The following is a 25,067-nucleotide window of genomic DNA, read 5'->3' as shown; positions in this document are numbered from 1 at the left end:
GCCGCGGCCCCCGCCCGCGACTACTCGAAGACCCTGTTCCTGCCCCAGACCGAATTCCCCATGCGGGCCGGCCTGCCGGTGCGCGAGCCCCTGCTGCTGGAGCGCTGGGCGGCCACGGACCTCTACGGGCAGATCCGCGCGCAGGCCGCCGGCCGGCCGAAATTCGTGCTGCACGACGGCCCCCCCTACGCCAACGGCAACATCCACATCGGCACGGCGCTGAACAAGATCCTGAAGGACGTGATCGTCCGCGCGCAGGGAACGCTCGGCTACGACGCCAACTACGTGCCGGGCTGGGACTGCCACGGCCTGCCGATCGAGTGGAAGATCGAGGAGCAGTACCGCGCCAAGGGGCGCAACAAGGACGACGTGCCGGTCATCGAGTTCCGCCAGGAATGCCGCAGCTTCGCGGGTCACTGGCTCGGCGTGCAGCGCGAGGAGTTCAAGCGCCTCGGCGTCACCGGCGACTGGGAGCACCCCTACGTCACCATGTCGTTCCCGGCCGAGGCCGCGATCGCCCGCGAACTCATGACCTTCGCGATGACGGGCCAGCTCTACCGCGGCTCGAAGCCGGTGATGTGGTCGGTGGTGGAGAAGACCGCCCTGGCCGAGGCCGAGGTCGAGTACGAGGACCATGTCAGCGACACGATCTTCGCCGCGTTCCGGCCCATCGCCGGCGCGTCCCCGGATCTCGCTGACGCGCGCGTGGTGATCTGGACCACGACCCCCTGGACCATGCCGGGCAACCGCGCCGTCGCTTATTCGCGCAAGGTCGCCTACGGCCTCTATCGGGTCACGGCGGCCGCCGAGGACAACTGGGCCAAGGTCGGCGACCGCTACGTCCTCGCCGATACCCTGGCGGCGTCCGTCTTCGCCAGCGCCCGTGTCGAGGCCTTCGAGCGCCTGCGCGACGTCGCCCCGGCCGAGCTCGCCGGCCTGACCCTGAGCCATCCGCTGGCCGGCCACGTGCCCGGCTACGACTTCGCCGTGCCTCTCCTGGAGGGCGAGCACGTCACCGACGAGGCCGGCACCGGCTTCGTCCACACGGCGCCGGGCCATGGCCGCGAGGATTTCGAGGTCTGGACGGCCAACGGCCGGGCCCTCGCCCAGCGCGGCATCGAGACCCGCATCCCCTACACCGTGGATGCCGACGGGGCGCTGACCGAGGAGGCGCCCGGTTTCACGGGAAAACTCGTCCTTAACCACAAGGGCGAGAAGGGCGACGCCAACAAGGCGGTCATCGCGGCGCTGACCGAGGCCGGCACCCTGGTGGCGCGCGGCACGCTCAAGCACAGCTATCCCCATTCCTGGCGCTCGAAGAAGCCGGTCATCTTCCGCAATACGCCGCAATGGTTCATCGCCATGGACAAGCCGGTCGAGTCCCTCGGCGGCCGGACCCTGCGCGAGGTCGCCATGCGGGGGATCGAGGACACCCGCTGGGTGCCGCCCCAGGGCAGGAACCGCATCAACGGCATGGTCGCCAACCGGCCCGACTGGGTGGTCTCGCGCCAGCGCGCCTGGGGCGTGCCGATCACCGTCTTCGTCAAGCGCGGCACCCACGAGGTCCTGCGCGACGAACGCGTGAATGCCCGCATCGCCGAGGCTTTCGCGGCGGAAGGCGCCGATGCCTGGTTCACGGATGCGGACGGGGCGCGCTTCCTCGCCCCCGACCACGATCCGGCCGACTACGAAAAAGTCACGGACGTCCTCGACGTCTGGTTCGATTCCGGCTCGACCCACGCCTTCGTGCTCGACGATCCGGAGCAGTTCCCCGGCCTGTCCGGCGTCCGGCGCCGCCGTGACGGCGGCACCGACACGGTGATGTATCTCGAGGGCTCCGACCAGCATCGCGGCTGGTTCCAGTCCTCGCTGCTCGAATCCGCCGGCACGCGGGGCCGCGCGCCCTACGACATCGTCCTCACCCACGGGTTCGTCCTCGACCCGAAGGGCCTGAAGATGTCGAAGTCGAAGGGCAACGTCGTCGCGCCGCAGAACGTCATCAAGGATTCGGGCGCGGACATCCTGCGCCTCTGGGTGGCGGCCTCCGACTATGCCGACGACCTGCGCATCGGCCCGGAGATCATCAAGACCTTCGCGGAGACCTACCGGAAGCTGCGCAACTCGATCCGCTGGATGCTCGGGTCGCTGGCGCATTTCGAGCTCGGTACCGAGATCGCCCACGCCGAACTGCCCGAACTGGAGCGCCTAATCCGGCACCGCTTGGCCGAACTCGACGGCGAGATCCGCGAGGCCTACGCCACCTTCGACACCAAGCGGGTGGTGGCGCTCCTCAACGGCTTCATGACCGGCGACCTCTCGGCCTTCTACTTCGACGTGCGCAAGGACGTGCTCTACTGCGACCCGGCCTCGTCGCCGGTGCGCCGGGCCGCCCTCCAGGTCATCGACGAGACCTTCCGCCGGGTCACGATCTGGCTGGCGCCCGTCCTCGCCTTCACGGCGGAGGAGGCTTGGCTCGACCGTTACCCGTCGGAGACCGGCTCGGTCCATCTCCAGACCCTGCCCGAGACGCCCGCCGCCTGGCGGGACGAGGCGCTGGCGGCCCGCTGGCAGACCATCCGCCGGGTGCGCCGGGTCGTCACCGGCGCCCTGGAGATCGAGCGCACGGCCAAGCGCATCGGCGCCAGCCTGGAGGCGGCGCCCACCGTGTATATCGCGGATGCTGAGCTGCGCGCCGTGGTCGAGGGCGTCGACTTCGCCGATATCTGCATCACCTCCGCCATCCGCATCGTGGGCGGCGAGGGTCCGGCCGAGGCCTTCCGCCTCGAGGACGTGCGCGGCGTCGCGGTTGTGCCGGCGCTCGCCGAGGGGCGCAAATGCGCCCGGTCCTGGCGGGTGACGCCCGAGGTCGGCAGCGACCCGGACTACCCCGACGTGACGCCGCGCGACGCGCGCGCCCTGCGCGAGTGGGACGCGGCGCATGCCGGCACGAGCGCCGCGTGAGGCCGATGCCGCGCACGCCCTTCCCCCGTCGCGGGGGGAGGACCCGCCCTTGTCCGTGACGCCCTTCCGCCTGGGGCTCGTCGCGCTCCTCGTCACCCTGGTCCTCGACCAGGCCTCGAAGCTCTGGCTCTATCTCGGCACCGACCTGGTGCTGACGCAGCCCTGGCGCCTCGCGCCCTTCGCCGAGTTCCTGGTCGTCTGGAACCGGGGCGTGTCCTACGGGATGTTCCAGCAGGAGGGCGGGATCGGGCGCTGGGTGCTGGTCGGCGTCTCGTGCCTCGCCGCCCTCGGCCTGACGCTCTGGATGCGGCGGGCGGAATCGCGGCTGCTGGCGGTGGCCCTGGGCCTCGTCGCGGGCGGCGCCATCGGCAACGCCATCGACCGCGCGGCCTACGGCGCGGTGTTCGACTTCGTGCACCTGCACTGGCGCACCTGGTCCTGGTACGTCTTCAACATCGCCGATGCGGCGATCGTCGCCGGCGTCGTCGGCCTCATCCTCGACAGCCTCAGGCCGGCGCCGCGGAGCACCGGTTCCGGCCTCTGAGCCGCCCCCGTCGTTTCCCGCCGACCTGTGATCCGTAAACCACAACCAGGATCGTTGTGCCGGGGAGGCTGGTGCAGTGCGGTCAAGGCGCCATACGATCGCCCGAAACCGGGATCAGGCCGAGGAGGTCGGATCAGGATCGCTGCACAAGGCGACCATCCGGGCTCGGGAGACCGAGCCCCACAACCGGGCGAAGAGCGGGGACAGCATGATCGGACATCGCGGGTTGCTGATGGTGGTGGCGGGCGTCCTGACGGCCGGAAGCGCGCAGGCGCAGCAGGGCGTGTTCATGCGCGACACCCTCAGCAGCATCGGTTTGATCGAGCCCGAGAAGCCCGCGATCACCTACCGCGAGCGCGCGCCGCTCGTGATGCCGCCCAAGCTCGACGGCAAGGCCCTGCCGCCGCCGCGCCAGCCGGAGGCCTCGGCCCAGTGGCCCAAGGATCCCGAGATCGTCCAGCGCGAACGCGAGCGCGAGGAGGCCAGGAAGCCGATCGTGCGCGGCGCCCAGGGCCGCATGAACGACAACAACATGACCCTGTCCATCGACGAGATGCGCGGCGGGCGCCGCGCGGGCGCCCAGGCCCGCACCGAGCCCGGCCGGCCCGAGGGCGAGAACGACGACCGCAATTCCTTCTGGTCGAATCCCTTCGGCCTGCGCTCGGCCGAGGTGGCGGAGCCCTCCGCGGTCGAGCCCGACCGCGACGTGCTCACCGATCCGCCGACCGGCTACCGCAAGCCGCCGCGCAAGGTCGCCAAGACCAACGGCGACCCCGTGAACAATCCCTACCGCGAGCGCGAGGAGTCCGATCCGGGCGCCTATGTCCGGGCCCGCTCCGCGAACTGACATCCCGGGTCCGACCCGGTGCCGCAGGGGCAGCGCGCACCGGACGAGGACCCGTTTCCTGCCCCTCCGACGCACCCCGGTGGCGCGGAGCCGGCGCAATGCCAACATGACGGGATGGCCCTCACGAGCGGCCGGCCGTTGGAAGGATCAGGCTTGATGCATCTGTTCAGGAAGGACACGTCCCTCTTCGGTCCGTCGCGTGGCCATGCCAGCGCCGGCCGTGCGGACGCCGCCCCCTTCGGGCGCTCCGAGGCGGGCGGACCCGAGGTCAGCGCCTTCGCGCTCGACAATGGCCTCGAGGTCGTCGTCGTTCCCGATCACCGCGCCCCGGTCGTCACCCACATGGTGTGGTACCGCAACGGCTCGGCCGATGACCCGCTCGGCCAGTCGGGCATCGCCCACTTCCTCGAGCACCTGATGTTCAAGGGCACCGAACGGCACCCGATCGGCGCCTTCTCGAAGGCCGTCTCGGGCCTCGGCGGCCAGGAGAACGCCTTCACCTCCTACGACTACACCGCCTATTTCCAGCGCGTCGCCCGCGACCACCTCCGGACCATGATGGAGTTCGAGGCCGACCGCATGACCGGCCTCGTCCTCGACGATGCCGTGGTGGCGCCCGAGCGCGACGTGGTGCTCGAAGAGCGCCGCATGCGGGTCGAGACCGACCCCTCGGCGCAGCTCTCCGAGGCCATGGCCGCCTCCCTGTTCGTGCACCATCCCTACGGCACGCCGATCATCGGCTGGATGCACGAGATCGAGGAACTGAACCGCACCCACGCCCTCGACTACTACAAGCGCTTCTATACGCCCGAGAACGCCATCCTGGTGGTGGCGGGCGACGTCACCCCGGACGACGTCCGCCGCATCGCCGACGACACCTATGGCCGCGTCACCCCGCAGGGCGCCCGGCCCCTGCGCATCCGCGCCCGGGAGCCGGAACCCCGGGCGCTCCGCCGCCTCGCCGTGGCCGATCCCAAGGTCGAGCAGCCGACCCTGCAGCGGCTCTACCTGACCCCGTCCTGCATCACCGCGCGGGACGGCGAGTGCCACGCGCTGGAACTGCTGGCCGAGGTGATGGGCGGCGGCTCCACCTCCTACCTCTACCGCAAGCTGGTGATGGAGCTCGGCGTCGCCGTGAATGCCGGGGCCTGGTACATGGGCTCGGCCATCGACGACACCCGCTTCTCCGTCTACGCGATCCCCGCCGAGGGCGTCAGCCTGGAGAAGCTGGAGGAGGAGGTCGACCGCGTCCTGCGCCGCGTCTCCTCCGAGGCCCTGGAGCCCGAGGCGATCGAGCGGGCCAAGACCCGGCTCGTGGCCGAGACGGTCTATTCCTCCGACAGCCAGTCCTCGCTCGCCCGCATCTACGGCTCGGCGCTCGCCATCGGCGAGAGCATCGACGAGGTCCGCCGCTGGCCCGCCGACATCGAGGGGGTGACCAAGGCCCGGCTCGCGGCGGTGGCCGAGCGCTACCTGACGCCGTCCCGGTCCGTCACCGGCTACCTGACCAAGGCCCGCGAGGCCGACGCGGCCTGAGGCCGTTCCCGGCCCCCGCGGCCGGGCCACGCAATTCGAGAGGCAGCGGCGTCCGCCGCCGCGCCCCGCGCACAGTTTGAGGTTCCCATGACCGTGGCCACCACCGACCTGCTCGATTCCGCCGCCACCCGCTCCGCGACCTCGCCGACCCAGGCGGTCCCCGTCGCGGCGGCGCCCGGCATCGAGGCGTGGCACGTCGAATCCCCGGTGGTGCCGCTGATCGCCCTGGCCTTCACCTTCGAGGGCGGCGCGGCGCAGGACCCCGAGGGCAAGGCCGGCGTGGCCCAGATGCTCGCCCGCCTCCTCGACGAGGGCGCCGGCGACCTCTCCTCCGACGCCTTCCAGGAGCGCCTCGCGGCCCGGGCCATCGAGCTCTCGTTCCATGCGGGCTCCGACGCGCTGGGCGGCTCCCTGAAGATGCTGGTCAAACACGCCGACGAGGCGATCGACCTCCTGGCCCTGGCCCTGGCCAAGCCCCGCCTCGACCCCGACGCCATCGAGCGGGTCCGGGCCCAGACCCTGGCGGGCCTGCGCTACCAGCAGAACGATCCGGGCGTGATGGCCTCGCGCCGCTTCTTCGCCGAGGCCTATGCCGGCCACCCCTATGCCCGGCCCTCCTCCGGCACTCCCGAGAGCATCGCGTCGATCACCCGCGACGACCTCGTGGCGATGCATCGCCAGATCATCGGGCGCCGGGCCGTGAAGGTCGCGGCGGTGGGCGCCATCGACGCGGCGCGCCTCGCCGAAAGTCTCGACCGGGCCTTCGGCAGGCTCGACATGGCCGCCCCCCTCAAGGCCGTTCCCCAGACCCGGATGCAGAACATCGGCACGCGCCACGTGGTCGATCTCGACGTGCCGCAATCCGTGATCCGCTTCGGCATGAACGGCGTGCCGTGGTGCGACCCGGACTTCATCCCGGCCTACGTCCTGAACCACATCCTCGGCGGCGGCTCCTTCACCTCCCGCCTGTTCCAGGAGGTGCGCGAGAAGCGCGGCCTCGCCTATTCGGTCGGCACCTCCCTCGTCAGCCACCGGGCCGCCTCGATGACCTGGGGCTACACCGCCACCAAGAACGAGCGCGTCGGCGAGGCCCTGTCGGTGATCGGCGAGGAGATCGGCCGCCTGATCACGGACGGCCCCTCGGACGAGGAGCTGCAGAAGGCCAAGGACTACCTGACCGGCTCCTATGCCCTCGGCTTCGACACCTCGACCAAGATCGCGCACCAGCTCGTGCAGATCGCCTTCGAGGGGCTGGGCATGGACTACATCGCCCGCCGCAACGATCTCGTCGCCAACGTGACCCAGGCCGACATCCGCCGCGCCGGCGCCCGCACCTTCGCGGACGGGAAGATGCTGGTGGTCGCCGCCGGCCGGCCCACGGACTTCTGAGGAAACACGGATGTCCGTGGGCGCGGACGAACCGCCGCGCCCGGGAGCGTCTGATCGGGACTGTACGCGGGCACGGCGGTTGCTAGTTTCCGCCGGGGCGGCGACGATGCTGCACCGCTGGTTTTCAAGCTCGGGACAGTCCGGATGACATCACGCCTCGCCTCCCTGCCGGCCCGCCTCGCCCTCGTGGCGGCGATGGGCCTTGCCGCGACGCCGGCCCTGGCCCATCCCGGGCACGAGGCCGCCGGCGGCCTGACTCAGGGCTTCCTTCATCCCATGAGCGGCCTCGACCACGTCCTCGCGATGGTGGCGGTCGGGCTGATAGCGGCCCGCATCGGGGGCCGGGCCCTGGTCCTCGTGCCCCTGTCCTTCCTCGGCATGATGGCCGTCGGCGGCGCCCTCGGGGCCGCGGGTGTCGGCCTGCCCTTCGTCGAGATCGGGATCGCCCTCTCGGTGGTGGTGCTCGGCGCATCCCTGGCCCTGCGCCCGGCCCTGCCGGTCGCCGCGGCCATGGTCCTGGTGGGCGCCTTCGCGGTCTTCCACGGCCACGCCCACGGCGCCGAGATGCCGGGGACCGGCTCGGGCCTCGCCTACGGCCTCGGATTCCTCGGTGCGACCGCGCTCCTTCACGCGGTGGGCCTCGGTCTCGGCCTCTCGGCCGGACGCCTCGTGCGCAGCCTCGCCGCCCTGCGGGTGGCGGGTGCGGGCCTCGCCGTCGCGGGCCTCGGCCTCCTGGCCGGCGCCCTCTGAGCAGCCGGTCCGGCGGCCTCGAACGGCCCCCTCCCGGGGGCCGTTTCGTTTTCGGGCCTGCCGCCCTACCTCACGGGTCCGCCCGCCGCACAGGGATCAGCCGATGCAGCTCACGGGAATCCACCATCTCACCGCCATCACCGCCCGGGCGGCCGACAACCTCGCCTTCTACACGCGGGTCCTCGGCCTCCGTCTGGTCAAGAAGACGGTGAACCAGGACGACGTCTCGGCCTACCACCTGTTCTATGCCGACGGGCTCGCCGCGCCCGGCACGGACGTGACCTTCTTCGACTGGCCGGCGCCTCCCGAGCGGCGCGGCACCGACAGCATCAGCCGCACCGGCCTGCGCGTCTCGGGGGCCGACGCGATCGAATGGTGGCGCGAGCACTTCGCCCGGCAGGGCGTGAGCCATGCCGTGCCGGTGGAACGCGACGGCCGCCTCACCCTCGACTTCGAGGATGGCGAGGGCCAGCGCCTGATGCTGGTGGACGACGCCGGCGCCGGCGAGGCCCATCCTTGGGCACGGAGCCCCGTGCCGGCCGAGCACCAGATCCGTGGCCTCGGACCGATCCGCCTCAGCGTGGCGCGGGTCGAGCGGACCGAGGCCGTGCTCACCGAGATGCTCGGCATGAGCCGCGACCGGACCTATGAGCTTCCCGAGGGTGAGGTCCGCGTCTATCGGATGGGTGCGGGTGGCCCCGCCGCCGAACTCCACCTCGTGGCCGAACCGACCCTGCCGCCCGCTCGCCAAGGGGCCGGCGCCGTGCACCACGTCGCCTTCCGCATCCCGGACGCCGACTACGGGGCCTGGGCCGACCGCCTCAAGCAGCGGCGCATGCCCTCCAGCGGACCGGTGGACCGCTACTATTTCCGCAGCCTCTACTTTCGCGAACCCAACGGGATCCTGTTCGAGATCGCCACCGACGGGCCGGGCTTCGCCACCGACGAGCCGATGGAGACCCTGGGCGAGCGCCTGGCCCTGCCACCCTTCCTGGAGCCGCGCCGGGCGGAGATCGAGGCCGGGCTGAAGCCGCTCTGACGGCCCGGACGGAATTAAGAACGATTCCAAGCCACTCGACCGTCATGCGCCTGCGTGCGAGCGCCGCCTTGACGGGCCTACCGCAGGTGCGAGAAGACCCCACGCAAAGCTTCGAGATTCGAGCGAAATTCGAGACGGACCGTCGATGAGCAAGTTCAACGAGGAGCGTGTGCTGAGCGTCCACCACTGGACCGACACGCTGTTCTCCTTCCGCACCACCCGTGACCCCGCCTTCCGCTTCCGCAACGGCGAGTTCGTGATGATGGGCCTCGAGGTCGAGGGCCGGCCGCTGCTGCGCGCCTACAGCGTCGTCTCGGCCAATTACGAGGAGGAGCTGGAGTTCTTCTCGATCAAGGTTCCGAACGGTCCGCTCACCTCGAAGCTGCAGCACCTCAAGGTCGGCGACCCGATCATCGTCGGCAAGAAGCCCACCGGCACCCTGGTGCTCGACAACCTGATGCCCGGCCAGAACCTCTACCTCCTCGGCACCGGCACCGGCCTCGCGCCGTTCATGTCGATCATCAAGGACCCGGAGACCTACGAGCGCTTCGAGAAGGTCGTGCTCGTGCACGGCTGCCGCCAGGTGCAGGAACTCGCCTATGGCGAGACCATCACCCAGGACCTGCCGAACCACGAGTTCCTGGGCGAGGTCATCAGCGCCGGGCTGATCTACTACCCGACCGTGACCCGCGAGCCCTTCCGCAACCGCGGCCGCATCACCGACCTGATGACCTCGGGCAAGCTGTTCGAGGATATCGGCCTGCCGCCGATGTCGGTGGAGAACGACCGCTTCATGCTCTGCGGCTCGCCCGACATGATCCGCGACACCCGCCAGCTGCTGACCGACGGCGGCTACGAGGAGGGCAATCACGGCGAGGCCGGCCACTACGTCATCGAGAAGGCCTTCGTCGAGAAGTGAGCGACCCCCGCGCCGTCTTCGTCGCGGGCGCCGGGACCGAGATCGGCAAGACCTACGTCACCGCCGCCCTGACGCGGCGGCTGCGCGCCCTGGGCCACGGCGTGCGCACCCTCAAGCCCCTGGCGAGCGGCGTTCCACCCCTCGACGCCGCGGACTTCGCGCAGAGCGACACCGGTCGCCTGCTCGCGGCGCAGGGCCTGGCCGTGACGCCCGAGGCGGTCGCCGCCTGCTCGCCCTGGCGCTTCGCCGCTCCGCTGAGCCCCGACCTCGCCGCGGCCCGCGAGGGCCGAAGCCTCGCCCTCGGCGACCTCGTCGAGTGGTGCCGGACGCAGATCGCGGCCACGCCCCCGGGCACCACCCTGCTGATCGAGGGGGTCGGCGGCGTGATGAGCCCGGTGACCGGAGAGGCGACCGGCCTCGACTGGCTCACGGCGCTCCGCCTGCCGGCGCTTCTCGTCTCGGGCTCCTATCTCGGGGCGATCAGCCACGCGCTCACGGCCGCCGAGACCCTGCGTGCGCACGGCGTCCCGCTCCTCGGGCTCGTCGTCTGTGCCAGCCCGGACGCCCCGACGCCGCCCGACTTCGTCGCGGCGGCGATCGCCCGGCACCAGGCCGTCCCGGTCGTCGTCATCGCCCGCGACGGCGATTGCCCGGTCGAGCTCGCCGACCTCGTGCGCCCGGCCCCCGGGGCCTGATCCGCTCGCGTCGCGACAGGGGGCCTCACGGCACCCGGAGCGCGAGCGCTCCGGGCGGGCAGATCCGCAGCACGTGCGGGCGTTCCGGCAGCACGTCCCAGATCCGTGCCTCCGCGTAGCGCAGCAGCACCGCCCCGTCCGGTCCCGGCCCGTGGAAGCACTGCTCCAGGGCGAGCACCAGGGTGGGGCGGGGCGGATGGGGCCGCAGGGTGGTGTCGACCGCGAGGGCGAGGGCGTCCGCGGCCGAGCCCGGGAAGGCCTCGAAGCTCCGGACCAGGCCGTCGATCTCGCTTCCGTCGAGGGTCAGCACCAGGCAGAGCCGGGGCAGGAAGTCGGGGCAGGCCGAGACCGGCACGTCCCGCCGCAGGGTCAGGGCGAAGCGGGGCGAGTCGGGCGTCGGATAGGCCCAGCGATGCGCCTCGCGCACGCCCTGGAACGGCACCCATTCCTCCGGCTGCGAGGCGGACGGGGCGGCGACCCGACCCTCCGCCCGGCCATCTTGGCGGTAATGCACCAGGGGGTTGACCCCGGCGAGCCCGACATCGGGATAGCGCGCCACGTACATCAGCGTGCTGAAGGCAGGGTTCGGGTCGAGACCGGCCTTGGCACCCACGCGCAGGTAGTGCCGCACCGGGTCGAGGCGGGTCGGGCCGCTCTGGCGCCTGTAGAAGGCGGTGTCGAAATCGGCGCTGGGATCGCGGTCCTGCGCCGCCCCGCGCCAGACGTAGTGCAGGAAGGGATCGATGCCCGAGCGCGCCACGTCCGGATGGTTGGCCCGGTAATAGGCCGCGTCGAACAGGCGGGGGACGCGGCCCAGGATCGCCCGGCGGACGAGGGTCGTGGCGATGCGGACGACGCGGGAGCGGAGCGGGAGCGTCATGTGAAGGTCGGCGCCTCGCACAGGCGGCGCAGGACCGCGCGGTAGGCCTCGGCGTCCTCCTCGCGCCCGACCTGGGCGAGGCCGGCGCGCTGCACCTGCGTCCACGCCGCCTCGGTCTCGTGGAGATGCGCCAGCGTCTCGGCGAAGCCCCGGGGATCGTGCCAGTCGTGGACCCGGTATCCGGTGCCGTCGGGCCAGCCCATCTGCCCGGCCAGGACGGGGGTGACGACGCCCGGCAGGCCGCGGGCCACGGTCTCCAGGACCTTGTGCGGGATGCCGGCGGCGAAGCGCGTCGGCGCGAGGGCGACGCGCGCGGCGTCGAGGGCGGGGCCGATGTCGTCGACCCGGCCCAGCACCGTGACGCCGGGGCGCGTCAGCCGCTCGGCGATCGAGGGCGCGGCGGTGCCGATGAGGGTGACCTGCGCCTCCGGCAGGATCGCCCGCAGGCACTCCCAGGCCTGACCGAAGAACCAGTCGAGGGAATCGATGTTGGGCTCGCCCTCGCGGGCGAGGGAGCCGAGGAAGACGAAGCCCCGGCGGTCCGCGAAGCCGGGCGGGTTCGGGTGCGGCGCCTGGACGTGGCCGAGCACCACCGGATCGGCGACCCCGGCCCGCCGCAGCAGGCGCGCGTCGGCGGGAGAGACGCAGACCACCCGGTCGGCCGCGGCGATCGAGCGGAGTTCGAGCGCGGTCGCCCGGGCGAGGGCCGGCCCCGGCGCCGGGCGGCCCTTGAGGGCGTCGACGACGAACTCGCGCAGGGCGTAGAGGGATTCGGAGTCGAACACGACGCGGGAGCGGCCGATATCCCGCGGGTTCAGGCCGAGATCCGCCAGCACCTCGCACACCATGCGGATATGCGGCGGCCGGCTGACCCAGAGCACGTCGTAGGCGCCCGCGCGCTCGGTGACGAGGCGGCGGAAGCCCTCCCGGCCGCAGGGCTCGATGATCTCGATGCGGTCCGAGAGGTCGCGGTAGGTCGCCGCCGGCGCCTCGCGCTCGCCGTAGACCGAGCACACCGTCACCGCGTAGCCGAGATCCGCCATGGCGTTGACGATGGTGTTGGCCCGCGGCAGCCCGGCCCCGAGATCCTGGTGGGGCGCCCGGTCGTCGACGTAGAGGACGCGCAGGGCGAAGGGGGCGTCGTCGCGGGGCCCGAAGCCCGTGCGCCGCGGGCCCTGCCCGAAGAGCCAGGCGCCGTGCCGCTCGCGGAAGCGGACCCGGTTGCGGTCGAGGAGGCTCTCGACGTCGGCGCGCCGGACGCTGGTGCCGCTCTCCACGTGGATCGCGATGGCGCGCGGCTGGTAGACGACCCGCCATCCGGCCTGGTGGCAGCGCGCGCACAGGTCGGTGTCCTCGAAATAGGCCGGCGCGAACAGGTCGTCGAAGCCGCCGAGCTGCGTGAACAGCCGGGCCTCGACCATCAGCAGGGCGCCGGAGACGTAGCCCGCATCGCGGGCGTAGGAGGCCTCCGGCGCGAAGGGATCGAGGCTGCCGCGACCGGCCGGATGGGTGAGCTGCGGGTCGTCCTGGAAGCCCGCCCCGGCTTCCTGAAGGATGCCGCCGGGGAACACCAGGCGGCCGCCCACGATGCCGACGTCGTCGGCCTCCGCGAAGGTGCCGGCGAGGGCCGCCAGGGCGCCGGGCATCAGGTCGATGTCCGGATTGAGGAACAGCACGTAGCGGCCGCGGGCCTCGGCGGCACCCTGGTTGCAGGCCGGACCGAAGCCGGTGTTCTCCGGGTTGAGCAGGATCCGGGCGCCGTCGATCCGCCCGAACAGGGTCCGGGTCTCGGCGTCGGAGGCGTTGTCCACCAGGATCACCTCGAAGGACGGCCCGGCGAAGGCCTGGTGCCCGGCGAGCTTGGCCAGGGTCCAGGCGAGGAGATGCGGGGCTCCGCGCGAGACGATCACCACGGAGATCGCGGGTTCGGCCTCGGGACGGAACGCGATGCGGATGTCGTTGAGAAACAACGCGTTCCAGATCAGGGCGGCCTCGACCAGGGCCGCCTTCCGGCCCGCGGGGGCGTCGAGGACATCGGGGGCCGCCATCATGGCAGGGGCTCCGGAGCGGGCAGGACCGTGATGCGGCCGATGAGGTCGTCGTGCAGGAACAGGATCGTGGCCGCCTCCGCGCCCGCTCCGAGGCCCGTGAAGGTCACGGCCGCGGGGGCGCCCGGCAGGTCCGCGCGGGCCGTCGTATACGGATTGGTATACAGCGGATCGCCGCTGGTATTCAGAAGGGTGACGCGTTCGAGGGCGATCTCGCGCGGCGATGCGCCGACCCGGAAGGCCGCGCTGGGGTGGTTGCCGACGGCGAGGTGGCGCGGCAGGGTCAGGGCGAGGGTCGTCGCGTCCCCGGCGGCACCGACGCGGACCGCCCGCGCGTCCCAGTCGACGGCGACCTCCGCCAGCTGTGCCGCGAGATCCGCCCGGAGGGGCGGGGGGAGGCGCCTGTCGCGGACCCATTCGGGCGAGAGGGCGAGGCGGAGCCCGGCCAGGCCGGCATCCGGTGCTCCGGCCCCCGGCCCACCGTCCTCCGCCCGGGCGAACCAGCGCCGGCGCACGGGGGTGTAGGGATCGGCACCGGGCGGCGGGCCGCGCTCGGTGGCGACGAGGAGGCCGAACTCGGGATCGTCGCGCAGGGCCGAGCGCAGGGAGGTCTCGCGGGTCAGGCGCCCGCTCCCGAGGGGCGTCACGACCCGGTCCGGCTCGGGGGGCGGGGCGGCCGCCGCCGGAGATCCCACCGCATCTGTTGTCCCGCCGGACGCGGAAAGGATTGCCAGCAAATCGGTCTCGGCCTGCTCGGCGCGCGTATTGTAGGCGGCAAACAGATCCTGGCAGGCGCGGGTCAGCGCCGCGAGGCCGGCCGCATCGTCGGCGAGCGCCAGGACCTCGGCCTTCACCGCCTCGGCGGTGCGCAGGCGATGGGCCAGGGCTGCCGGGTCGAAGCCCTCGAAGCCGAGGGCGGTGCCGATGACGGGCTTGCCGAAGGACAGGGCCTCGGCGACCTTCATCTTGAGGCCGCTGCCCATCAGGATCGGCGCCACCACGAGGTCGACGCCGTCGTAGAAGGCCTCCAGTTCGGGCAGGTAGCCGGCGAGCCGCACGCCGGGCCCCGCGGCCGGGCCGAGGCTGGTGCCGATCTCCCCCGCGATGACGAGCTCCGGCCGGGCCGGGGTCCAGCCCGCGCTCCAGGCGGCGGCGAAGCGCCGGATCGAGAACAGGTTCGGGTCGTTGCCGTGGCCGAGGAAGCCGATCCGCTTCACCCGGGCCGGGGCCGCGAAGGGCCGGCGGGCGGGAAAGCGCGGCGGCAGCAGGTGGACGCGCCGGTCGGTGATCGTCCGGAAATAGGCCGCCTCCTCGGACTGGATCGCCAGCACGATGTCGGCCCGGGCGAGGCCCGCCGCCTCGCCGGGCCGGTCGGTGTAGAAGAAGTTCGGCTCGGCCCGGAACGGGCGGTACTGCCGCTGCCGGTCGGCGAAGCGGTCGTGGGTGTCGATCAGCCTCGTGAGGCCCGCCGGCGCCGCCTCCAGCGCGCGAGACAGGAACACGTAGTTCACCAGGATCGCGCGGGTCTCGGGGTGGGCCTGCCCGTACCACGCCACGAAGGCGCCGACCTCGTCGGGGCACCAGTCGTCGATGGAAAAGCAGCGCGCGCGGGTGGTGAGCGGGATGGCCGCCCGCGGCTCGATCCGGAAGGCGTGGCGGAACAGGCCCGCCGCGGCGACCTCGTCGGTGGGCGGGTGCTGCCCGAAGCGCCGGTAGATCTGGTCCTCGTGGGCGTAATAGGCGAGGTCGACGGCGTAGCCGCCGCGCTGCAGGGCGGCGCAGGTGGTGAGCAGCCGGCGCCGGTTGCCGGCGCTGGTCGGAAAGGCCGGCATCGGCGCCAGCACGAGGATCGCGGGGCCGCTCACCGGCCGCCCTCGCGGCGCAGGGCGGCCGGCGCGACGGTGCCGGTGCCGAGGAGGAGCGCGGTCTCGACGGAGGCCCCGCGCGGGTTGCCCCAGGCCGGCGCCAGGGTGAGGCCGATCTCGGGGGCCGGGCCGAAGCGCAGCTCGGCCGCCGCCACGCGGGCGCAGCTCCAGCTGCTGCCGGCCCGCAGCAGCAGGTAGTTCGGCACGCCGGAGCCGGAGAGCGTGGCCCGGTCCGCGTCGTCGCGGGCGAGGGCGAGGCGGGGCGCCGTCTCCGGCACCGGCCCCTCCGCGACGGCGGGCGCCAGCAGCGGGAACAGCGTCGCCAGGACGTCGAGGCTGTCCGGCGCCACCGCCGCCAGCACCGCCTCCCCGAGGGCGGCGCGCTCGGGCCGGGCCAGCTCCGCGATGGGGCGGGGCTTCGGGCAGGCGATCGCCGCATCGCGAAAATGCGTCTCCAGGGTCAGGGTGCCGCCCTCCGCCAGCGTCGCTTGCGCATCGTGCAGCACGAGGAGCCCGGCGGGGTCGGGCTCGGGCCCGCCGAAGCCGGCGAAGGCCCAGGTCAGCAGGCCGAGGCCGGGCGGGTCCGAGACCGCGAGGGGGATCGGCAGGTCGGTGCCGACCGGGTACCGGCAGACCAGCACGCCGTGGCCGGCCGCGAACAGGCGGCCCGCGATCGGAGCGTGCGGTTCGGGGGTGTCTGTCATGCGGCCTTGGCGCGGGAGCGGGCGGTCGGGACGGCCCCGGTCGAGGGACCGCGGAACGGGCGGACGGCCTCAGCCGGCCCGCTGGCCCCCGAAGGCCGCCAGGATGCGGGCCCAGGAGCGGGTGCCCTTGTGGAAGCTGTTCAGGTCGTACTTCTCGTTGGGCGAATGGATGCGGTCGTCGTCGAGGCCGAAGCCGATCAGGAGCGTGTTGCGATCCAGCAGCCGCTTGAAGTCGCCCACGATCGGGATCGAGCCGCCGGCCCCGATGGTCACGGCGGGCACGCCCCATTCCTCGGCGAGCGCCGCGCGGGCGGTCTCGAGCTCGGGCATGTCGAAGGGCAGGCTGATGGCGCGGCTGCCCTTGTAGCAGATCACCTCCACCGAGCAGTCGGCGGGGATTCTTTCACGCACGAAAGCCTCGAAGGTGGTCGCCAGAACCTCCGGGTCCTGGTCGTCGACGAGGCGGAACGAGACCTTGGCGCTGGCCTGCCCGGCGATCACCGTCTTGGTGCCCTCGCCGGTATAGCCGCCGATGATGCCGTTGACGTCGCAGGCCGGGCGCGACTGGATCAGTTCGATGAGCATGCGGCCGCGCTCGCCGGCCGGCTCCGACAGGCCGATGGGCCCGAGGAACGTCTCCGCCGTGAAATCGAGGCCGCGCCACTGCTCCAGCACCTCCGGCGGCGTCTCGCGCACGCCCTCGTAGAAGCCCGGCAGCGCCACCTTCCCGTCGGAATCGTGCAGGTCGGCGATGATCTTCGACAGGACGTGGATCGGGTTGCGCGCCGCGCCCCCGAAGAAGCCCGAATGCAGGTCGCGGTCGGCGCAGGTCACCTTGACCTCGAAATAGGCCAGCCCGCGCAGGGAGGTGGTGATGGCGGGCGTCGCCGGGTTCCACATGCTGGTGTCGCAGACGAGCACGATGTCGGCGGCGAGCTTGTCGCGGTTGGCCGCGACCCATTCGGGCAACCCCTGGGAGCCGTTCTCCTCGGCGCCCTCGATCAGGATGGTGACGCCGCAGGGCAGCTTGCCCGCCATCGCCAGATGTGCCCGGCAGGCCTCGACGAAGGTCATCACCTGGCCCTTGTCGTCCGAGGCGCCGCGCCCGACGATTTTCTTTTCGCCCTTGTCGTTCAGGGCGATGCGCGGCTCGAAGGGCGGCGTCTCCCAGAGGTTCAGGGGGTCCACCGGCTGCACGTCGTAGTGTCCGTAGAACAGGACGTGCGGGGTGCCGGGCTTCGGCCGATGGGCCAGCACCACCGGGTGCAGGGCGGTCTCGTGGATGCCGGTCTCGAAGCCGAGCGCCGTCAGGGTGCCGGCGAGCCAGGTCGCGGCCTCGCGGCACTGGGGCGCGAAGGCCGGATCGGTGGAGATCGAGGGGATGCGCAGGAAGGCGAAGAGCCGCTCCAGGGCGTTGTCGAGGTCGCGGTCGATGTCGTTGAGAACGGGGGCGAGCGCGGTCATCGGGCGTCCTTGGGCGAAGGCGGGCGGCGGCCTCCCGGGTTAGCCCATGGCGGCTGGGCCAAGCAACCTCGACGGAGCAACCGCACCCTTGCAACCGCGCGCACGCGACATCGGGAGCGCCCCGCGACGGAGGGCCCGAACCCCAGTCGGTCCCCGTGTGAAATCCCCCCGCGAAAGGGTGCTCTCGTCGAACGTGAACCCGGGCCCGGTGATGCATGGGTGGAACACCGGCTTTTTGGAACTGTTATCGAGTGGACCGGGCTGGGGCGGATGTTTTTTCCCCGCTTCAGCCCTTGCGAGTTTCCTTCGAAGACCATCGACGTCGCGCCCTTCGCGCCGCGCAAGCCACGGATACCGCCATGCTCATCGAAAGCGGCTCCACCGATGCTGCGAACACCATCGGCATCACCCTGACGATCAACGGCGAGAGCCGGTCGCTTCAGGTCGCGCCCTGGACCACCCTGCTCGACCTCCTGCGCGAGGATCTCGACCTCACCGGCACCAAGAAGGGCTGCGACCACGGCCAGTGCGGCGCCTGCACGGTGCTGGTGAACGGCACGCGCATCAATTCCTGCCTGACGCTCGCGGTGATGAAGGACGGGGCTAGCATCACCACCGTCGAGGGGCTCGCCGGCGCCGAGGGCCTGCACCCGCTCCAGGCGGCCTTCGTCGAGCACGACGCCTTCCAGTGCGGCTACTGCACCCCCGGCCAGCTCTGCTCGGCGGTGGGTATGCTCTCGGAGGGCCACGCCCAGTCGCGCGACGAGATCCGCGAGGCGATGAGCGGCAACATCTGCCGCTGCGGCGCCTACACCAACATCGTCGACGCCATCGAAGACGTGATGCACGCGGGAGCCGCGAAATGAACCGCTTCGACTACGTCCGCCCGACCACCGTGGACGAGGCGGTGCGCGCCATCGCCTCCGGCGCCCAGGCCCGCTTCATCGCCGGCGGCACCAACCTCGTCGACCTGATGAAGTACAACGTCGAGCGGCCCGAGCGCCTCGTCGACATCACCCGCCTGCCCCTCGACCGGATCGAGGAGCGCGACGGCGGCCTCAGCCTCGGTGCCCTGGTGACCAATGCGACCGTGGCCTACGACGACCGGGTCCGGGCGCGCTATCCACTCCTGTCGAGCGCGATCCTGGCCGGCGCCTCGGGCCAGCTGCGCAACGCCGCCACCACGGGCGGCAACCTGCTGCAGCGCACCCGCTGCTATTATTTCTACGACGACGCCACGCCCTGCAACAAGCGCGAGCCCGGCACCGGCTGCGCCGCCATCGGCGGGGTCAACCGCATCCACGCCATCTTCGGGACGAGCCCGTCCTGCATCGCCACCCACCCCTCCGACATGTGCGTGGCGCTCGCCGCCCTCGAAGCCAAGGTCCGGGTCGCCGGACCGGGCGGCGAGCGCACCATCCCCTTCGCGGAGTTCCACCGCCTGCCGGGCGACACGCCCGAGCGCGACACCACCCTCGCGGCCGACGAGATCGTGCTCTCGGTCGACCTGCCCGACGAGGAGTTCGGCGCCCACCACACCTACCTGAAGCTGCGCGACCGGCTCTCCTACGCCTTCGCCCTCGTCTCGGTGGCGGCCGTGATCAAGCTCGACGGCGACACCATCGCGAGCGCGCGCTTCGCGCTCGGCGGCGTCGCCCACAAGCCCTGGCGCGACCCCCAGGCCGAAGCCTTCCTGGCGGGCAAGCCCGCCACCCACGAGACCTTCGCCGCGGCCGCCAACATCGTGGTGGCCGAGGCACGACCCCAATCCGAGAACGGCTTCAAGATCGAACTCGCGCGGCGCGCGCTCATTCGCGGTCTGGCCCAGGCCGCCGCCGGCACGCCCCAGTCGCAGTCCGACAAGCGCATCGCCTGAAGGAACCCCCATGGCCCACAGCATCAGTACCTCCGGCACCGACACCTATGTCGGCACCGCGCAGAGCCGCGTCGACGGCCCGGCCAAGGTCACCGGCCAGGCGAAGTACGCGGCCGAGTTCGCCGCCCCCGACCTGACCCACGGCTACGTGGTCTCGAGCGGCATCGCCCGCGGCCGCATCCTCTCCATCGACACCGCCGCCGCCGAGGCGGTGCCGGGCGTCCTCAAGGTCTTCACCCACCAGAACCGGCCGCGCACGGCTTGGCTCGACTACAATTACCAGGACCAGGTCGCGCCCCCCGGCTCGCCCTTCCGGCCCCTCTACGACGAGAAGGTCCATTACAGCGGCCAGCCCGTGGCCCTGGTGGTGGCGGAGGATTTCGGCACGGCGCGCTACGCCGCCTCGCTGGTGAAGCTCACCTACGAGGCCGACGCGCCGACCACGGACCTGCGGACCCTCGAGGACGCGGCCTACGTGCCGCCCAAGAAGCGCTCCGGCATCAAGCCGCCGCCGGCGCCCTGGGGCGACGCGGACGGCGCCTACAAGGCCGCCCCGGTCCGGCTCACCAACCACTACCACCTGGCCGTGGAGCACCATAACCCGATGGAGCCCCACGCCTCGACCGTGGTCTGGGAGGGCGACGGCAAGCTCACCGTCTACGACAAGATCCAGGGCGTCTCGAACAGCCTCGGCTACATCACCGGCGTGTTCGGGATGAAGAAGGACGACGTCCACGTCCTCAACCCCTATCTGGGCGGCGGATTCGGCTCCGGGCTTCGTCCGCAATACCAGCTCTTCCTCGCCGTGATGGCGGCCCGGGAGCTGGAGCGCTCGGTGCGGGTGACCCTGACCCGCGACCAGATGTTCACCTTCGGCTACCGGCCCGACGTGCGCCAGACCGTCGCCCTCGGGGCCGAGGCCGACGGCGCGCTGACCTCCGTCCGGCACGAGGCGATCTCGGGCACCTCCGGCTTCGAGGATTACCAGGAGGTGGTCGTGAACTGGTCGGGCGTCCTCTACGACTGCCCGAACGTCGCCCTCGACTACCGGCTCGCCAAGATCGACACCTACACCCCCTCCGACATGCGGGCACCCGGCGCCGTGACGGGCGTGTTCGCCCTCGAGGTGGCGATGGACGAGCTCGCCCACGAGACCGGGCAGGACCCGATCGACCTGCGCCTGCGGAACTACGCCGAGAAGGACCGGACCCAGGACAAGCCGTTCAGCTCCAAGTCCCTGCGGGCGGCCTACGCCCAGGGCGCCGAGCGCTTCGGCTGGTCGGCCCGCAACCCGACGCCGCGCTCCATGCGGGAGGGGCGCGAACTCGTCGGCTGGGGCATGGCCACCGGCATCTGGGAATCGATGATGATGCAGTCGAGCGCCCGAGCGACCCTGACCGCCGACGGCAAGCTCGTGGTCGGCAACCAGACCGGCGACATCGGCACCGGCACCTACACCATCCTGACCCAGATCGCCGCCGACGCGCTCGGCTTGGCCATGTCGGACGTGACGACGAAGCTCGGCGACTCGAAGCTCGCCGACGCGCCGATCGCCGGCGGCTCCTGGACCGCGGCCTCCTCGGGCACGGCGGTGATGAAGGCCTGCCGCGACATCGCCGCCCAGGTCTTCACCCTGGCCCGCGGCCTCGACGAGTCGCCCCTGGCCAACGTCGATTTCGAGCGCGCGGTGTTCAAGGAGGGGCGCATCTCGGTGGCGGGCGACCCGTCCCGCAGCATCGCCCTCACGGAGGTGATGGCCAAGGCGGGCATGGACACGATCGAGGCCACCGGCTCGGCCGGCCCGGATTCCAACCATTCCCAGGACTTCGCCGGCTACACCCACTCGGCCGTCTTCGTCGAGGTGAAGGTCGACGAGGACCTCGGCGTGGTGCGCGTCACCCGCGTCGTCTCGGCGATCGCGGCGGGCAAGATCCTCAACACCAAGACGGCGCGCAGCCAGATCCTCGGCGGCGTGGTGATGGGCATCGGCTCGGCGCTGGAGGAGGAATCCATGCTCGACCACACCCTCGGCCGGTTCATGAACCACAATCTCGGCGAGTACCACGTGCCGGTGAACGCCGACATCCACGACATCGACGTGATCTTCGTGGACGAGGAGGACAAGGCCAACCCGATGGGCGTGAAGGGCCTGGGCGAGATCGGCATCGTCGGCACCGCGGCGGCGGTGGCCAACGCGGTCTTCCACGCCACCGGCAAGCGCATCCGCGACCTGCCGATCACCATCGACAAGATCATCGGCTGACCCTCGGGCCCTGAGGGTCCGACGATCGGGAGCCGCGTCCCTCCGGGGGCGCGGCTCTCCTCGTTTCAGCGCGTGGCGCGGCCGAACAGGCGCTCGGCGAAGGTCGGGCCGGCGTCGCCCCGTCCGGCGACCACGACGAGGCGGCGGACCTCGCCGCGCAGGAAGGCCTGGAGGAAGCGGTTGTAGTCCTTGAACGAGACGCAGCCGTTCGAGGCGCCGCTGGGGCCGAGCATGTAGGTGTGGGCCAGGATGCCGTCGCGGCCGTGGATCGCCGCGCTGCCGCCCACCGGGTTCAGGCGGATCGCCCGCACCCCGTGGAACAGCGCCTCGCGCTCGGTGAGGTCGTAGGTGCCGGGCGGGGTCGAGCCGCGCATCCGGCGGTGGACGTGGCGCGGGTTGTCCATGCTCTCGCCGAGGCCGGAATGCGCCTCCAGGCGCTCGCCGCTCGGCAGGGTCACGGTGCGCGCCGTGATGTCGTAGATCGCCGTGCCGGCCCCGACCACCGGGCTGCTCTCGATCACCCGGCGCGGACCCGGATCGACGCTCGGGTCCACGGAGGCGTAGGCGAGGGTGGTGCGCGGCTCGGGCTCCGGCTCGGGGCGCGTTCCGAACACCGTGTCGAAGAACGAGCGCTCGGCCGCCGCATCGGCGCCCGCGCGGGCGACCTGGGTCCGGCGGGCGGCGAGCGAGCGCAGGGCGGGGGCGGCGCGCAGGGCCAAGCGCGCCGGCTCGGCCTGCGCTACGAGGCCGGCCGGGCGCGGCACCGGCAGGGGAATGGTCTGGGGCAGCGGCTGCGCGATCCGGACGGGACCCGCCGCCGGGCTAAGCGCCGGGCGCGGGGCGGCCAGCGCCAGCACGGTCCGGGCCGCGCCCGGGGGCGGCACCAGGGCGGCGCTGAGCGGGGCGGCCCGGTCCAGTCCGCGGGCGCCGGCGCCGAGGACCGGGGTCGGGTCGAGCATCCAGGCATGGGCGCCCGGGGCGGAGGCCGCCGCCAGGGCCGGCCGGCGAGGCCCAGCCGGGACGGGCGCGTTCGGCGCGGTCAGGTGCGGGAAGACGGCGCAGAGGAGCGCCGCCGCGGAGGTCCGCAGCAGCACCGGCCCGTGGGGCCGGCGGCGGCGACGGCGCAGGCGGCGGCCGGACGGGGACACAGCGTCGTTCATGCGGGCGAACTCGGATACGCGGTTCCCGAACCGGCACGGCCTCTTCGACGCAGACCTCAAGGAAAGGTTAAGCGAAGACGCGAGACGCGAAAGATGCCCGTTAGGAAAACATCAACCTTAACTGGCCCTATTCAGCCTCAACTTGGTTAATCCGAGATAAACCGCGGCACATCGTGTGGAAAAAACTGCGTCCCCGCCGGGTGAGCCCCCCGGCGCGGGCGTCCGCAGGGCGCCGACGACGGGGCCCGGCCGGGCGCCGCCCCCGGCGGATCGGCGCGCCGGCGCGCGAAATGCGGGCCGTGCCCTGTGGACCTCGGGGGCAAGCCCGGCCCGGGCGGCGAACCGCGTGGGATTTTCTGCGTATCGTGAACATTGGGCCAAGCCGGCGGCCGGCTGCAGGGGGATCGTACCCGCAATGGGGTTTCTCATCGTCTTTCTCGGGGCCGGCCTGGGCGGCATGGCCCGCCACGGCGTCGGGCTCGCCGCCCTGCGCTTCGGCACGTCCTTTCCCTACGGCACCATGGGCATCAACATCCTCGGCTCGATCCTGATGGGGGTGCTGGCGGGCTGGTACGCCATGCGCAGCGGCAGCCAGCCGATGCGGCTGTTCCTCGCCACCGGCGTGCTCGGGGGCTTCACCACCTTCTCGTCCTATGCCCTCGACGGCATCCTCCTCCTGGAGCGCGGCGAGGTGGCCGCCGCCATCATCTACATCCTGGGCTCGGTGGTACTGGGCCTCGCCGGCCTGCTCCTCGGCCTGATGGTCATGCGGATGATCCTGTGAGCGCGACCGGAGCGCCGCGATGCTGAGCGCGCTGCTGCAATCCTGGCGGTTCTGGGCCCTGCTCTCGGCCCTGTTCGCCGCGCTCACCGCCATCCTGGCGAAGGTGGGCGTCACCGGCGTGGCCCCCGACGTCGCGACCTTCGTGCGCACCGTGGTGATCCTCGCCCTCACGGGCGCGATCCTGCTCGGCACCGGGCAGGCGCCCGGCCTCGCGGCCATCCCGGGCCGCAGCGTCGGCTTCCTGGTGGCCTCGGGCCTCGCCACCGGCGCCTCCTGGCTCTGCTACTTCCGGGCCCTCGCCCTCGGGGACGCGGCGCGGGTGGCGCCCCTCGACAAGCTCAGCGTCGTCCTGGTGGCGATCCTCGGGGTGATTCTGCTCGGCGAGAGCCTCTCCCTGCCGAACTGGATCGGCGTCGCCCTCATCGCGGCCGGGGCCGTCCTGGTGGCCTATCGGGGTTGAGACCCGTACGGCGCCGCCCCGTCGCAGGATCAAGCATCGACCGGTACGGGCCTTTTTCGGACGCATGGAATGTTTCCAAATCCGAAGACAGTAGAGCGACCGCGCGGATCAAGATTCAATCAATTCCAATGTTTCGTGAATTGCTTGCCAAGCGGAGGTTGAGCTTTCAAACCCTCTCCCGGGGCGTCGATCGCAAGAGGAGAGCGGATGATGGAACGCACGCTGGACTGGCTGCGCGGCACGGCGCGGATCGCCTGGTGGGACGGCTCGGCCCTCGACCTGCGCCTGCACCGCTTCACCGATCTGATCGACGTCCTGGCCGGCGTCCCGGAGGCGGACCCCGCCCTGGTCCCGGCCCATTGGCGCGAGCGCCTGTCGGGCACGGCCTTCGAGGGCCGGGCCTCGACGGGCCGGATCTGGGGAGGCCGGGCATGAGCGGGCGCGACGCGCGCATCGCCGCCCCGAGCGAGGCGGGCCCGGCCTGTGCCGAGGGCCCCTCTCCCGAGGCCCGTCTCGACGAGGCCCTGCGCCTGGCCTTCTGGCAGAGCCTGAACCGGGCGCCCCTGCCGGCCATGGCGGCGCTGGAGGTGGCGGCCCGGGTCGTGGGCACCCTCTACCGCCAGGTGGCCCAGGCGCATGAGGGCCCGCAGGGCTGCCGCTGCGGCTGGGAGCCGGACCCGGATTGCGACCTCATCGTGCTGGAGGCCAACCTCGCGGCCGCCCTGATGCAGCCGCCCGCGCCCGATCTCGCCCGCATGACGCCCCTCGGGCGCGCCTGAGGCGGCACGGTTACGATTCCCTCATACTCCCGGGTCGACCATGCCCGTGGGCCGGACGAGGGCGGCACGCGCCGGATGACGGCCCCGCATCGGCGCGCCGGGAG

The 25,067-nt window shown here is 72.2% G+C and carries 22 protein-coding genes; 16 read left to right on the top strand and 6 right to left on the bottom strand.

What is annotated here, in order from left to right; genetic code table 11:
• The 9 genes from ileS to bioD form a co-directional block, all read left to right on the top strand.
• The coding region (ileS, locus tag AC3WLN_RS15860) for an isoleucine--tRNA ligase (RefSeq protein ID WP_492482774.1) at window positions 1-2,961 on the top strand (2,961 nt) is incomplete at its 5' end.
• Between the two features lie 55 nt (window positions 2,962-3,016).
• Window positions 3,017-3,505 (top strand): signal peptidase II, encoded by a 489-nt coding sequence (gene lspA, locus AC3WLN_RS15855; protein ID WP_463780834.1) that lies wholly within the window; start codon window positions 3,017-3,019, stop codon window positions 3,503-3,505.
• Between the two features lie 208 nt (window positions 3,506-3,713).
• Window positions 3,714-4,352 carry a hypothetical protein gene (locus tag AC3WLN_RS15850; protein ID WP_492482772.1) on the top strand — a complete coding sequence of 213 codons (639 nt, stop codon included), beginning with the start codon at window positions 3,714-3,716 and terminating at the stop codon, window positions 4,350-4,352.
• 156 nt (window positions 4,353-4,508) lie between these two features.
• Window positions 4,509-5,888 carry a M16 family metallopeptidase gene (locus tag AC3WLN_RS15845; RefSeq protein WP_492482771.1) on the top strand — a complete coding sequence of 460 codons (1,380 nt, stop codon included), beginning with the start codon at window positions 4,509-4,511 and terminating at the stop codon, window positions 5,886-5,888.
• Between the two features lie 87 nt (window positions 5,889-5,975).
• The gene (locus tag AC3WLN_RS15840; protein ID WP_492482769.1) at window positions 5,976-7,277 is read left to right on the top strand and encodes a M16 family metallopeptidase; all 1,302 of its coding nucleotides are present in this window, start codon (window positions 5,976-5,978) and stop codon (window positions 7,275-7,277) included.
• A gap of 144 nt (window positions 7,278-7,421) precedes the next feature.
• Window positions 7,422-8,027, top strand: coding sequence for a HupE/UreJ family protein (locus AC3WLN_RS15835; RefSeq protein ID WP_492482767.1), 606 nt, complete (start codon window positions 7,422-7,424; stop codon window positions 8,025-8,027).
• 103 nt (window positions 8,028-8,130) lie between these two features.
• Window positions 8,131-9,066 carry a ring-cleaving dioxygenase gene (locus tag AC3WLN_RS15830; RefSeq protein ID WP_492482765.1) on the top strand — a complete coding sequence of 312 codons (936 nt, stop codon included), beginning with the start codon at window positions 8,131-8,133 and terminating at the stop codon, window positions 9,064-9,066.
• 145 nt (window positions 9,067-9,211) lie between these two features.
• Complete coding sequence (locus AC3WLN_RS15825) at window positions 9,212-9,985, top strand: ferredoxin--NADP reductase (protein ID WP_492482763.1); 774 nt, start codon at window positions 9,212-9,214, stop codon at window positions 9,983-9,985.
• Window positions 9,982-10,680: a dethiobiotin synthase gene (gene bioD / locus AC3WLN_RS15820; RefSeq protein ID WP_492482761.1), complete on the top strand. Its 699-nt coding sequence runs from the start codon at window positions 9,982-9,984 to the stop codon at window positions 10,678-10,680. Before AC3WLN_RS15825 ends, bioD begins: the two co-directional genes overlap by 4 nt.
• A gap of 25 nt (window positions 10,681-10,705) precedes the next feature.
• On the opposite strand, the gene AC3WLN_RS15815 is transcribed toward bioD, so the two are convergent.
• The 5 genes from AC3WLN_RS15815 to AC3WLN_RS15795 form a co-directional block, all read right to left on the bottom strand.
• Entirely contained in the window at window positions 10,706-11,560 is an 855-nt protein-coding gene (locus tag AC3WLN_RS15815; protein ID WP_492482759.1) for a hypothetical protein, read from the bottom strand.
• Window positions 11,557-13,611, bottom strand: a complete 2,055-nt coding sequence (locus AC3WLN_RS15810; RefSeq protein WP_492482757.1) for a glycosyltransferase — start codon at window positions 13,609-13,611, stop codon at window positions 11,557-11,559. The genes AC3WLN_RS15815 and AC3WLN_RS15810 overlap by 4 nt, the downstream gene beginning before the upstream one ends.
• The gene (locus AC3WLN_RS15805) at window positions 13,608-15,473 is read right to left on the bottom strand and encodes a glycosyltransferase (protein WP_492482756.1); all 1,866 of its coding nucleotides are present in this window, start codon (window positions 15,471-15,473) and stop codon (window positions 13,608-13,610) included. The genes AC3WLN_RS15810 and AC3WLN_RS15805 overlap by 4 nt, the downstream gene beginning before the upstream one ends.
• Window positions 15,470-16,177, bottom strand: a complete 708-nt coding sequence (locus AC3WLN_RS15800) for a hypothetical protein (RefSeq protein WP_492482754.1) — start codon at window positions 16,175-16,177, stop codon at window positions 15,470-15,472. Before AC3WLN_RS15800 ends, AC3WLN_RS15805 begins: the two co-directional genes overlap by 4 nt.
• Before the next feature lie 69 nt (window positions 16,178-16,246).
• Window positions 16,247-17,641 (bottom strand): M20/M25/M40 family metallo-hydrolase, encoded by a 1,395-nt coding sequence (locus AC3WLN_RS15795; RefSeq protein WP_492482752.1) that lies wholly within the window; start codon window positions 17,639-17,641, stop codon window positions 16,247-16,249.
• Between the two features lie 359 nt (window positions 17,642-18,000).
• Between AC3WLN_RS15795 and AC3WLN_RS15790 the strand changes: the two genes are divergently transcribed.
• Genes AC3WLN_RS15790 through AC3WLN_RS15780 form a run of 3 tightly spaced genes read left to right on the top strand, consistent with a single transcriptional unit; the run spans window position 18,001 to window position 21,780 of the window.
• Window positions 18,001-18,507: a (2Fe-2S)-binding protein gene (locus AC3WLN_RS15790; RefSeq protein ID WP_492482750.1), complete on the top strand. Its 507-nt coding sequence runs from the start codon at window positions 18,001-18,003 to the stop codon at window positions 18,505-18,507.
• Window positions 18,504-19,517 (top strand): FAD binding domain-containing protein, encoded by a 1,014-nt coding sequence (locus AC3WLN_RS15785; protein ID WP_492482748.1) that lies wholly within the window; start codon window positions 18,504-18,506, stop codon window positions 19,515-19,517. Before AC3WLN_RS15790 ends, AC3WLN_RS15785 begins: the two co-directional genes overlap by 4 nt.
• A 10-nt stretch (window positions 19,518-19,527) precedes the next feature.
• Window positions 19,528-21,780: a xanthine dehydrogenase family protein molybdopterin-binding subunit gene (locus AC3WLN_RS15780; protein WP_492482746.1), complete on the top strand. Its 2,253-nt coding sequence runs from the start codon at window positions 19,528-19,530 to the stop codon at window positions 21,778-21,780.
• Between the two features lie 65 nt (window positions 21,781-21,845).
• On the opposite strand, the gene AC3WLN_RS15775 is transcribed toward AC3WLN_RS15780, so the two are convergent.
• Entirely contained in the window at window positions 21,846-22,940 is a 1,095-nt protein-coding gene (locus AC3WLN_RS15775; RefSeq protein ID WP_492482744.1) for a DUF2778 domain-containing protein, read from the bottom strand.
• Window positions 22,941-23,355: 415 nt separating this feature from the next.
• On the opposite strand from AC3WLN_RS15775, the gene crcB reads away from it, so the two are divergent.
• The 4 genes from crcB to AC3WLN_RS15755 all read left to right on the top strand — a co-directional run bounded on the left by crcB (window position 23,356) and on the right by AC3WLN_RS15755 (window position 24,963).
• On the top strand, window positions 23,356-23,724 hold the full coding sequence (gene crcB / locus AC3WLN_RS15770; protein ID WP_463772425.1) for a fluoride efflux transporter CrcB: 369 nt from the start codon (window positions 23,356-23,358) through the stop codon (window positions 23,722-23,724).
• A 22-nt stretch (window positions 23,725-23,746) separates the two neighbouring features.
• The gene (locus tag AC3WLN_RS15765; protein ID WP_492482776.1) at window positions 23,747-24,184 is read left to right on the top strand and encodes an EamA family transporter; all 438 of its coding nucleotides are present in this window, start codon (window positions 23,747-23,749) and stop codon (window positions 24,182-24,184) included.
• A gap of 207 nt (window positions 24,185-24,391) precedes the next feature.
• Window positions 24,392-24,619, top strand: coding sequence for a hypothetical protein (locus tag AC3WLN_RS15760; protein ID WP_492482743.1), 228 nt, complete (start codon window positions 24,392-24,394; stop codon window positions 24,617-24,619).
• A complete protein-coding gene (locus tag AC3WLN_RS15755) occupies window positions 24,616-24,963 on the top strand; it encodes a hypothetical protein (protein WP_492482741.1) in 348 nt (115 codons plus the stop codon). Before AC3WLN_RS15760 ends, AC3WLN_RS15755 begins: the two co-directional genes overlap by 4 nt.
• The last annotated feature ends 104 nt before the right edge of the window (window positions 24,964-25,067 follow it).

The sequence above is a fragment of the Methylobacterium sp. FW306-05-D genome (genome assembly GCF_058782155.1).
Note: the sequence above shows the minus strand (reverse complement) of the source record. Positions and strands in the feature narration are given on the sequence as shown.

Excerpts from the sequence above, each read along its gene's own strand:
- AC3WLN_RS15850 (WP_492482772.1), top strand. The coding sequence starts at position 3,714 with ATGATCGGACATCGCGGGTTGCTGATGGTGGTGGCGGGCGTCCTGACG.
- AC3WLN_RS15845 (WP_492482771.1), top strand. The coding sequence starts at position 4,509 with ATGCATCTGTTCAGGAAGGACACGTCCCTCTTCGGTCCGTCGCGTGGC.
- AC3WLN_RS15840 (WP_492482769.1), top strand. The coding sequence starts at position 5,976 with ATGACCGTGGCCACCACCGACCTGCTCGATTCCGCCGCCACCCGCTCC.
- AC3WLN_RS15835 (WP_492482767.1), top strand. The coding sequence starts at position 7,422 with ATGACATCACGCCTCGCCTCCCTGCCGGCCCGCCTCGCCCTCGTGGCG.
- AC3WLN_RS15830 (WP_492482765.1), top strand. The coding sequence starts at position 8,131 with ATGCAGCTCACGGGAATCCACCATCTCACCGCCATCACCGCCCGGGCG.
- AC3WLN_RS15825 (WP_492482763.1), top strand. The coding sequence starts at position 9,212 with ATGAGCAAGTTCAACGAGGAGCGTGTGCTGAGCGTCCACCACTGGACC.
- AC3WLN_RS15815 (WP_492482759.1), bottom strand. The coding sequence starts at position 11,560 with ATGACGCTCCCGCTCCGCTCCCGCGTCGTCCGCATCGCCACGACCCTC.
- AC3WLN_RS15810 (WP_492482757.1), bottom strand. The coding sequence starts at position 13,611 with ATGATGGCGGCCCCCGATGTCCTCGACGCCCCCGCGGGCCGGAAGGCG.
- AC3WLN_RS15800 (WP_492482754.1), bottom strand. The coding sequence starts at position 16,177 with ATGACAGACACCCCCGAACCGCACGCTCCGATCGCGGGCCGCCTGTTC.
- AC3WLN_RS15795 (WP_492482752.1), bottom strand. The coding sequence starts at position 17,641 with ATGACCGCGCTCGCCCCCGTTCTCAACGACATCGACCGCGACCTCGAC.
- AC3WLN_RS15790 (WP_492482750.1), top strand. The coding sequence starts at position 18,001 with ATGCTCATCGAAAGCGGCTCCACCGATGCTGCGAACACCATCGGCATC.
- AC3WLN_RS15785 (WP_492482748.1), top strand. The coding sequence starts at position 18,504 with ATGAACCGCTTCGACTACGTCCGCCCGACCACCGTGGACGAGGCGGTG.
- AC3WLN_RS15780 (WP_492482746.1), top strand. The coding sequence starts at position 19,528 with ATGGCCCACAGCATCAGTACCTCCGGCACCGACACCTATGTCGGCACC.
- AC3WLN_RS15775 (WP_492482744.1), bottom strand. The coding sequence starts at position 22,940 with ATGAACGACGCTGTGTCCCCGTCCGGCCGCCGCCTGCGCCGTCGCCGC.
- crcB (WP_463772425.1), top strand. The coding sequence starts at position 23,356 with ATGGGGTTTCTCATCGTCTTTCTCGGGGCCGGCCTGGGCGGCATGGCC.
- AC3WLN_RS15760 (WP_492482743.1), top strand. The coding sequence starts at position 24,392 with ATGATGGAACGCACGCTGGACTGGCTGCGCGGCACGGCGCGGATCGCC.
- AC3WLN_RS15755 (WP_492482741.1), top strand. The coding sequence starts at position 24,616 with ATGAGCGGGCGCGACGCGCGCATCGCCGCCCCGAGCGAGGCGGGCCCG.